Source organism: Kitasatospora sp. NPDC093558 (assembly GCF_040683475.1).
In the GTDB taxonomy this organism is placed as follows: Bacteria; Actinomycetota; Actinomycetes; order Streptomycetales; family Streptomycetaceae; genus Kitasatospora.
This window is the reverse complement of sequence record NZ_JBFBDY010000258.1, coordinates 1-8947: the sequence shown is the minus strand read 5'-3', so window position 1 is coordinate 8947 and position 8947 is coordinate 1. Positions and strand designations below refer to the sequence as shown.

10 protein-coding genes are annotated in these 8947 nt (G+C 73.1%); 7 read left to right on the top strand and 3 right to left on the bottom strand.

What is annotated here, in order from left to right; genetic code table 11:
* The 5 genes from AB0O00_RS22400 to AB0O00_RS22380 all read left to right on the top strand — a co-directional run.
* Positions 1-231: hypothetical protein (locus AB0O00_RS22400; RefSeq protein WP_363654418.1), on the top strand; the 231-nt coding region annotated here is incomplete at its 5' end.
* Positions 232-245: 14 nt separating this feature from the next.
* Complete coding sequence (locus AB0O00_RS22395) at positions 246-875, top strand: quercetin 2,3-dioxygenase (protein ID WP_363654416.1); 630 nt, start codon at positions 246-248, stop codon at positions 873-875.
* A gap of 3 nt (positions 876-878) precedes the next feature.
* Positions 879-2075: an MFS transporter gene (locus tag AB0O00_RS22390; protein ID WP_363654414.1), complete on the top strand. Its 1197-nt coding sequence runs from the start codon at positions 879-881 to the stop codon at positions 2073-2075.
* Positions 2068-2829 carry an SDR family oxidoreductase gene (locus AB0O00_RS22385; protein WP_363654412.1) on the top strand — a complete coding sequence of 254 codons (762 nt, stop codon included), beginning with the start codon at positions 2068-2070 and terminating at the stop codon, positions 2827-2829. Before AB0O00_RS22390 ends, AB0O00_RS22385 begins: the two co-directional genes overlap by 8 nt.
* Before the next feature lie 146 nt (positions 2830-2975).
* Positions 2976-4118, top strand: coding sequence for an acyltransferase (locus AB0O00_RS22380; protein ID WP_363654410.1), 1143 nt, complete (start codon positions 2976-2978; stop codon positions 4116-4118).
* A gap of 131 nt (positions 4119-4249) precedes the next feature.
* Here the strand turns inward: AB0O00_RS22380 and AB0O00_RS22375 are convergent, their stop codons facing one another.
* Entirely contained in the window at positions 4250-4948 is a 699-nt protein-coding gene (locus tag AB0O00_RS22375) for a TetR/AcrR family transcriptional regulator (protein WP_363654408.1), read from the bottom strand.
* 200 nt (positions 4949-5148) lie between these two features.
* Between AB0O00_RS22375 and AB0O00_RS22370 the strand changes: the two genes are divergently transcribed.
* On the top strand, positions 5149-6603 hold the full coding sequence (locus AB0O00_RS22370; protein WP_363654407.1) for an MFS transporter: 1455 nt from the start codon (positions 5149-5151) through the stop codon (positions 6601-6603).
* Between the two features lie 83 nt (positions 6604-6686).
* Here AB0O00_RS22370 and AB0O00_RS22365 read toward each other — a convergent pair whose 3' ends face one another.
* Both AB0O00_RS22365 and AB0O00_RS22360 read right to left on the bottom strand, forming a co-directional pair.
* Positions 6687-7238 (bottom strand): hypothetical protein, encoded by a 552-nt coding sequence (locus tag AB0O00_RS22365; protein WP_363654405.1) that lies wholly within the window; start codon positions 7236-7238, stop codon positions 6687-6689.
* A 153-nt stretch (positions 7239-7391) separates the two neighbouring features.
* Positions 7392-8255 carry a DUF5995 family protein gene (locus AB0O00_RS22360; RefSeq protein WP_363654403.1) on the bottom strand — a complete coding sequence of 288 codons (864 nt, stop codon included), beginning with the start codon at positions 8253-8255 and terminating at the stop codon, positions 7392-7394.
* Positions 8256-8496: 241 nt separating this feature from the next.
* Here AB0O00_RS22360 and AB0O00_RS22355 point away from each other — a divergent pair.
* Positions 8497-8947: M20/M25/M40 family metallo-hydrolase (locus AB0O00_RS22355; protein WP_363654401.1), on the top strand; the 451-nt coding region annotated here is incomplete at its 3' end.

Here is an 8947-nt window from a genome sequence, read left to right as displayed (position 1 = left end):
CGGGCGCCCGTGCCCGGGCTCGTCGTGCACGGCGAGCACGGGCGGGTGTTCGTCGGCTGCGCCGACGGGTGGCTGGAGGTGCTGACCACCGAGTGCGACGGGCAGGAGGTCGCGCCCGCCCGCACCGGGCAGCTGCCCGACGGCACCCTGCTCGCCCAGCCGCTCACCGCGGCCCCGGCCCTCGCCGTCCCCGTCGCCGTCCCCGTTCCCGTTCCCGTCTCAGCGTCCTGAGGTTCACCCACGCCATGTCACTCAACGAACAGCTCCGCAGCGACCATCCGCCGGCCCTCGGCAAGGTCCTGCACGTCCCGGCCGGTCAGGGCCCCTCGGTCTGGCTCAACGGCGACGTCTACACCGTCAAGGTCGACACCGCGCAGTCCGGCGGGACGGTCACGCTGCTGGAGGCCTCCGTGCCGCCCGGCGGCGGTCCGCCGGCCCACGACCACCGCAACGAGGACGAGGCCTTCTACCTCCTCGAAGGCGAGCTGGAGTTCTTCGCGGACGGGCAGACCTACGATGTCCGCGCGGGCGACTTCGTCTTCGTCCCCAAGGGCACCGTCCACCGCTTCCGCAACAAGGGCCTGCACGCCGCCAAGCAGCTGCTGATCTTCACGCCCAGCGGCTTCGAGGAGTTCTTCCTCCAGGCCGGGGCGGACGCCAGGCCCGGCGAGCCGATCCCGGTCTTCGACCCGGCCGACAACCCGCGGGCCAAGGCGATCGCCGAGTCCCTGGGGTCGTTCCAGGCCGCCGAGGTCCAGGCCACCGAGGTCCAGGCCACCGAGGTCCAGGCCACCGAGGTCCAGGCCACCGAGGTCACGGCCGCCGAGGTGACGGCCGCCGAGCCGGCCGGGACGGCCGAGACGGTCGAGGTCTGAGCCGTGCCCTTCGCGATCTACGTCCTCGGCCTGGGCATCTTCACCATGGTGACCAGCGAGTTCCTGGTGGCCGGCCTGATGCCGCAGCTGTCCGAGGACCTCGGTGCCGGCATCCCCCAGATCGGCTACCTGGTCTCCGTCTACGCCGCGGCCATGGCCGTAGGCGGCCCGCTGCTGACCGCCGGTCTGCTGCGGCTGCGCCAGAAGACCGCCCTGATCTGCCTGTACGCCGTCTTCCTCGCCGGGCAGGCGCTCGGTGCCCTCGCCGACGGCTACGCCCTGATGGTCCTCGCCCGCCTCGTCACCGGGGCCGCCTCCGGCGCCTTCTTCGGCGTCGCGCTCGCCATCTGCGTGCGCGTCACCGGGCCGGAGGTGCGCGGCCGGGCCACCTCGATCGTGCTCGGCGGCCTGATGGTCGGCACCGTGCTGGGCCTGCCGCTGTCCCAGCTGGCCGGCGAGCACTACGGCTGGCGGTTCGCCTTCTGGGCGGTCGCCGCGCTGGCCGCGCTGGCCCTCGCCGTCACCCTCGGCGCGGTCCCGGCGCTGGCCAGGGAGGAGTCCGGCGGGGGCGGCGGCTCCGTCCGCGCCGAGCTGGGCGCCTTCCGCAACGCCCGGCTGTGGGCGGCCTTCGCCACCAGCATGCTGATCATCGGCGCGACGTTCGCCGCGTTCTCGTACTTCGTGCCGATCCTCACCGACGTCACCGGCTTCGCCGCGGGCACCGTCCCGCTGCTGCTGGTCGTCTACGGCGCGGCCACCGTCATCGGCAACGCCGTCGTCGGCCGCCTCGCCGACCGGCACACCCTGACGGTGCTCGGCACGGGTCTGGCCCTCAACACCGTGTTCCTGACGGTCTTCGCGCTCGGCGCCGCCGACTCCGTCGTCGCCCTGGCCGCCATGACGGGCATCGGGCTGGTCGGCGTGACGATGAACCCGGCGATGGTCACCCGCGTCATGCGCACCGCCAACGACCGTCCGCTGGTCAACACCGTCCACACCTCCTTCATCACCCTCGGTGTGGTCGTCGGCTCCTGGGTCGGCGGGATCGGCGTCTCGCACTGGGGGCTGCGCGCCCCGCTGTGGACGGGGGCGGCCATGGCCGCGCTCGGACTGCTGACGCTGGTGCCCGAACTGCTCCGCCGCACCTCCGCCCCCGCGACTTCCGAGGTCGCTTCTTCCGAAAGGCCGTCCCATGTCTGACCCCACCCCGCAGCCCTCCGACGACCGGGTCGCTCTGGTCACCGGCGCGAGCCGCGGCATCGGCGCCGAGATCGCCCGCCGGCTCGCCGGCACGGGCATCAGGATCGCCCTCACCTACACCCGCGGCGCCGAGGCCGCCGACGCGGTGGTCGCGCAGATCGAGCGCGCGGGCGGCAAGGCCCTAGCGATCCGGGCCGACGCCGCCGACCGCGAGGCGCCCGCCGCCGCCGTCGAGGCGACCGTCGCCCACTTCGGACGGATCGACATCCTCGTCAACAACGCCGGCTCCATGGACGTCAGCGGCACCGCCCTGACCGACGTGCCGGTCGACGTCATCGACCGCACCCTGGACGTCAACGTCCGCGGCGCGCTGCTCACCGCCCAGGCCGCCGCCCGCCACCTGCCCGAGGGCGGCCGGATCGTCAACATCGGCTCCTGCCTGGGCGAACGGGTGCCGGGCGGCGGCATGACCCCGTACGCGGTCAGCAAGGCCGCGATCCTCGGGCTCACCCGGGGACTCGCCCGGGACCTCGGCCCGCGCGGGATCACCGTCAACCAGGTCAGCCCCGGGCCGATCGACACCGACATGAACCCGGCCGACGGCCCCTCCGCCGACTTCCAGCGGGCGGGCACCGCCCTCGGCCGGTACGGCGCCACCGCCGACATCGCCGAGGCGGTGGCCTACCTCGTCTCGCCCGGTGCCGCGTTCGTCACCGGGGCCACCCTGGCCGTCGACGGCGGCACGACCGCCTGACGCGCGTCCCCAGCGGCCGGGCCATCGGGGATGGCCCGGCCCTTGCGCGTCTCCGCCCGTTCAACTCCCTTTCACAGCACAGAAGTTGTCCCCGTTCCACTGCGAGCCGTCCGGGCTCGCACCCGATCCGAAGGATCCGACCGCACGTGTCCCGCGCAACCGTCCTCGCGCCAGCGCCCACCACTCCGAGCAGTTCGCTCCCGCCCTCCCGGCTGCCCTCGCTCACCGGGCTGCGCTTCTTCGCCGCCCTCGGCGTGTTCTTCTTCCACACCTCGCTCACCGGCCCGCCCGCGCTGACCCCGTTCGACGGGCGCGCCCGGGAGATCTGGGCCCGGATCTGGTCGACCACCGGCTCGATCGGCGTGTCGTTCTTCTTCGTCCTGTCGGGCTTCGTCCTCACCCACGCCGCCCGGCCGGGCCTGAGAAAGCGCGCCTTCTGGCGCCGGCGGGTCGTCAAGCTCTTCCCCAACCACGTCGTCACGTGGGCGCTCGCGATGGTGCTGTTCGCCGCCGCCACCTCGACCTGGCGGCAATGGCTGCCCAACCTCGCGATGGTGCACGCCTGGTTCCCGTACCTGGACGTCTACCTGTCGGTGAACCCGCCGAGCTGGTCGCTGGCCTGCGAGCTGCTCTTCTACCTGTGCTTCCCGTTCCTGCACGCGCTGCTGCGCCGCGTCGACCCGGCCCGCCTGTGGGTGCCGGCGCTGGCCCTGGCGGCGGCGATCGCGCTGGTGCCGACGGCCGCGTACGCGCTGCTGCCGGGCGGCACGACGCCCAACGGGTTCCCCGTCTCCGCCGAGCAGTTCTGGGCGGTCTACATGTTCCCGCCGGTGCGCACGCTGGAGTTCGCGCTCGGCATCGTGACGGCGCTGATCGTCGCGGCCGGGAAGCTGCCCCGGATCGGCGTGCCGGCCGCGTCCGCGCTCGCGCTGCTGGCCTGGGTGGGCTCGATGAACGTGCCGTGGCTGTACTCGCACAGCGCCGTGACCGCACTGCCGCTGGCCCTGCTGATCGCCGCGATCGCGGTCCGGGACCTGCGCGGCGTCGGCTCGGTGCTGCACCACCCGGCGCTGCAGTGGCTCGGCGAGGTGTCCTTCGCGTTCTACATGGTGCACGGGACGGTGATCACGTACCTGAAGCAACTGATGGGCTTCGAGCGGTCGTTCGCCGCCTGGCAGGCCGCCGCGATCGTCGTCCTGTACCTCGGGGTGAGCCTGGCGCTGGCCTGGCTGCTGTACGTGGTGGTCGAGAAGCCGTCGATGCGGGCCTGGTCCCGCCCGCGGCGGTGACGCCGGGCCGGTCGTCGCGCGTCGCCCGCGTGACGACCGGCCTCCGTATTTACGTGAAGGATAAACCGTTAGGATTGTTTCCTAAAGATTACTAGGCTTCGGCCGGGCCAATGGCGAGAATTCCCAGGTATCTACTCGCCGATGCCGAGCATTTCAATGATGGCGTCCACCTCGCGCCGATACACCTCCGCCGGATCGTTGATCTGCTGCCCGAGGTAGCCGAACACCTCCAGCGCCACCGGTCCGTACATCCGTCCCCAGATCCGCAGGCTCACCCCGAGCGCCTGTGGCGACAGGTGGGGGAACTGCTCCCGGGCCGGGCCGGCCAGCGACTCGTGGAAGTCCGACCACTCGGCCGGGTCGTCGCGCAGCGCCGCCGGCACGTGCTCCCACGCCCCGTCGACCACGTCCAGAACCGTCATGCAGCATCGCCGGGCCGCGGCGGCAACCTCCTCGGGCGGGGTGAACCCCGGCAGGCCGTCCCCGTAGATCAGCCGGAACGCCGCCGGGTTCTTCACCGACCAGGTGCGGAAGGTGTCGCACACCGCGCGCACCCGGCGGGCCGTCTCCTCGTGCGGCAGGGCGGCCAGGGCGGCCTCGTGGGAGTCGGCCAGCTCGTTGTAGGCGTCCGCCGCGAGCGTGGAGATCAGCTGGTCGCGGGTGTCGAAGTAGCCGTAGAGAGCGGCCGCCGTCATCCCCAGCTCGCGGGCGATCCCGCGCAGGGTGATGCCCGCCGGTCCCGCCTCGGCCAGGGCCTTCAGGGCGGCCTCCTTGATCTCGCTGATCGTTTGCTGGCGGAGCCGCGCGCGGCGGGTGGGCTTCGTATCCATGCTGCTGTCCTCCAGGTCGGTGGCAGAACTATACGGCGTTTTGTTTGGAGCGTACTCCTGCTAGAGTAAACACCGTTAAGAAGCTGAGCACCGTTCGGTGCAGGCTTTATTCCGCACGTGTGCTTTCCGTGCCAAACCTGTGCCGACTTCGTCTCCAACGGTCCTCGACAGTCCCCAACGGTCCCCAAACGGGAGTAACCATGCCTGCCACGGCCCCTGCCCGGAGGGCGGGAATCACCCTTTTCCTCCTCGCCTTCGCGCAGTTCATCGTCACCGTCGACTACAACATCGTGTACGTGGCGCTGCCCGACATCGGCCGGGCGCTGGGCTTCTCCGCCCAGTCCCTCCAGTGGGTCGTCTCCGCCTACGCCGTCTCCTTCGGCGGCCTGCTGCTCTTCGGCGGACGCGCGGTCGACCGCATCGGCGCCCGCCGCCTCTTCCTCGCCGGCCTGAGCCTGTACGCCGTCTCCTCCCTGGTCGGCGGCATCGCCACCGGACAGGGCCTCCTCATCGGCGCCCGCGTCGTCCAGGGGATCGGCGGCGCCCTCCTCTTCCCCGCCGTGCTCGCCCTCATCGCCACCTCCTTCGACGGGCAGGCCCGCATCAAGGCCTTCGGCGTCTGGGGCATGGCCGGCTCGCTCGGCCTTGCCGCCGGCGCCCTCCTCGGCGGCGTGCTCACCGACCTCGCCTCCTGGCGCTGGGTGTTCTTCATCAACGTGCCGTTCGCGCTCGCCGTCCTCATCCCCGCCCCCAAGGTCCTGCGCCCGGACCCGGCCGCCGACGGCCGCGGCGGCTTCGACCTGCCCGGTGCCCTGCTCGCCACCGCCGGCATCTCCGCCGTCGTCTTCGGCCTCGTCACCGGCCCCGAGGACGGCTGGCTCAGCACCACCCCGCTCACCGCCCTCGTCCTCGGCGCCGCCCTGCTCGTCGCCTTCTTCGTCACCGAGGCCCGCACCCGCGACCCGCTCATGCCGCTGCGCCTGCTGAGCAACCGTCCGCTCGTCGTGGCCATGGCCGTCGTCTTCGTCTTCCAGACCGGCCTGTCCGGCGGCTACTACGTCTTCACCACCTACATCCAGCCCGTCCTCGGCTACACCCCGCTCCAGGCCGGCCTCGCCTTCCTGCCGCTCACCCTGGTCTCGATGGTCGGCGCCGGCCAGCTCGCCCCGAAGTTCATGCAGCGCTTCGGCATGCGGGCCACCCTCGCCACCGGCATGGCCGTCAACGGCGCCGGCATCGCCCTGACCGCCGCCGTCATGACCACCGGCGGCTCGTTCCCCGCGCTGCTCCCCGGCTCCGTCCTGTGGGGCCTCGGCGGCGGCCTGGTCTTCGTCTCCGTCTTCGCCTCCGCCGGTTCCGGGGTCGCCCCGGAGGAGCAGGGCGTCGCCGGCGCCATGGCCTCCACCGCCCAGCAGGTCGGCGGCGCGGTCGGCCTCGCGGCCCTGGTCGCGGTCGCCAACTCCACCTTCACCGGCACGTACGCCACCGCCGCCAAAGAGGACGTGGTCGAGGGCCTGCGCACGGCGGGCATCGCCGGCGGCGTCCTGCTGATCCTCGGCGGCCTGCTGGCCCTGGCGCTCAAGAAGCAGCCCCCGGCCGGTGAGGCCGCCGTCGAGGACGAACTCCCCACGGAGAAGCAGCCGGTGGGCGTCTGACCCCCACCACCTCATGACCCCGGTCCCGGGTCGGCCTCCCCCGAAGCCGCCCCGGGACCGGACTTTTTGCCTGGCCGAGAAGCCTAGGCGTCGCAGTGGTCCGCATCCTCGGGGCGGGGTGGGAGCTCCCGGCCGAGTGGTATCAGGGCCGTGGCGGGGACCCCGTAGGTGAACACGCGGTCGGCGTCGCGGGTGTGTTGGACGGCCGCGTCCAGGACGCCCGGGAACCGCGTCCGCGTGCACGTGCGTTGCTGGACCGCCGCGACCCACGCCGCGGCCATGCCGACCCCCACGTAGGCCAGCGCCCGCCCGTCCCGCCAGGTCGGGTCCAGCGCCCGCCCGTCCTCGTCCGCACACCACGCTCGCCGCGTCACCACCCCGCCCTCGCCGAGGACGAACCCCTCCACGTACACCAGCCCGGCCGGCTTCAGCGCGATCCGCCACGCGTTGCGGAAGCAGTCCCCGCCGTCACTGCGCCGCGGCAACCCCGCCGGCCAGCCCGACGGCACCTGCAGCCGTCCCTGTGCCAGGACCACGGCTTCGGCCGACAGCCCGCCGCCCGCGGCGCGGGACTTCAGCGCGCGGAGGAGGTCCAACTCGTGTGAGGAGATCGGGGTGATGGTGGTTGAGGACACGCCGCCAGTTTTGGCAGCCCCGCCGCAGTGCGCGAGCCCGGCTAGCCCGTCCGATACGCCGTCCGTACTCAGGTGCGCACCACGCGCGGCGCCGGACGATGGCTGATGACCCGCCGGAGCAACGGCTGTTGCAGCAAAGGGGCGGCGCGGTGATCAGCGGGTTGGTCGGTGCACCGTGCCCGGCTGTCCGTCCGGTGGGGGCCATTGGCGGCGGGCGGGGACGAGGAGGCGCAGGAGGTGGGTGGCGAGGCGGAGGTTGGGGTCCGCGGGGGCGCGGAATTCCCGGATGATGTCGGCGGTGATCCGGGGGATGGCGCGGCGGGCGGTGGCCGCTGCGACGGGGTCGGAGAGGCGGTCGAAGTTGAACCAGGCGTCGGCTCGGAAGGCCTCGATGCCGCGGGCGGTGAGGAGGCGTTCGTCGCGCGTGCAGAGGTGTTCGAGGGTGAGCAGGCCGCGGCAGTAGCGGGCGGCGACGTGGTCCTGGACGGATTCGACGCTGGAGCCGAGGAGGGCGTTCATGCGGTCGAAGTCGGCGATGTGGGCGTGCGGGTCGGCCGGGCCCGGGCCGGCCAGGGCGAGCAGGGTGAGCGGCAGGTCGTAGGACAGGTGCGCGGCCATGGAGAAGACGATCTCCTCCAGGACGTAGGAGCGTTCGGCGCTGGAGGCGGCGTAGACGTCCCGCCAGGGCGGCGGGACGGTGTCGGGGAGGTCGCCGGGCCGTGGGTGGGCCGGGCGGTCGGTGGCGGTGGCGAGCCAGGTGTCGATGGCGTCCTGCGTCCGCAGGTAGGTCATGGCGAGCCGGCCGGAGAGCAGGGCGATCCAGCCGGGGTCGTCGAAGGCCGGGCGGCCGGAACGCAGGCCGCGTTCCAAGTCCCTGGTCAGGCAGAGGTAGAGGTACGCGAAGACGGCCCGGTGGTCGCGGTCGCGGTCGTACGCGGCGACGCGCCGCTCCAGCAGACCGGCGACGCGTGCGACCCGGTCTGCGGGCGTGCCGCCGTCGGCCGTCGGCCCCGTCATCCGCCTCACCGTCCCCTCGGGGTCTCCTCACGCGGGGTGACGTCACGGGCGCAGTGGCGCGCAACTCGTTGCACTCGTCAGCGTACGACCGGGGTCCTGGCGCCGCGATCGCAGACGGCGCGGCCCCCGGTGGCCGGCCCCGGAGGCGTGGCCGTTCCGTCCGCCGACGGCTCGTAGGGCGGTCGTGCCGTGGGTATGCTCCCCGCCGCACCACCGGCGTTGGCTTCGATCGGAGGTACCCGTGTCCCTGCACGACGACGCGCGCTCGCTCGCCCCGGACCTGGTCCGGCTCCGCCACGACCTGCACCGCCTCCCCGAGGTGGGCCTCGATCTGCCGCGCACCCAGGAGCGGGTGCTCGCCGCGCTCGACGGGCTGCCGCTGGAGATCGGCCTGGGATCCGCGCTGAGTTCGGTCACCGCCGTGCTGCGCGGCGGCCGCCCGGGTCCGACCGTCCTGCTGCGCGGCGACATGGACGCCCTGCCCGTCGCCGAGAAGGCCCCGGTGCCGTTCGCCGCCGACAACGGCGCCATGCACGCCTGCGGGCACGACCTGCACACCGCCATGCTCGCGGGCGCCGCGCACCTGCTGGCCGCGCGGCGCGAGCGGCTCCAGGGTGACGTGGTCCTCATGTTCCAGCCGGGGGAGGAGGGTTGGGACGGAGCCGGCGCCATGCTCGCCGAGGGCGTCCTGG

Excerpts from the sequence above, each read along its gene's own strand:
- AB0O00_RS22385 (WP_363654412.1), top strand. The coding sequence starts at position 2,068 with ATGTCTGACCCCACCCCGCAGCCCTCCGACGACCGGGTCGCTCTGGTC.
- AB0O00_RS22370 (WP_363654407.1), top strand. The coding sequence starts at position 5,149 with ATGCCTGCCACGGCCCCTGCCCGGAGGGCGGGAATCACCCTTTTCCTC.
- AB0O00_RS22375 (WP_363654408.1), bottom strand. The coding sequence starts at position 4,948 with ATGGATACGAAGCCCACCCGCCGCGCGCGGCTCCGCCAGCAAACGATC.
- AB0O00_RS22360 (WP_363654403.1), bottom strand. The coding sequence starts at position 8,255 with ATGACGGGGCCGACGGCCGACGGCGGCACGCCCGCAGACCGGGTCGCA.
- AB0O00_RS22395 (WP_363654416.1), top strand. The coding sequence starts at position 246 with ATGTCACTCAACGAACAGCTCCGCAGCGACCATCCGCCGGCCCTCGGC.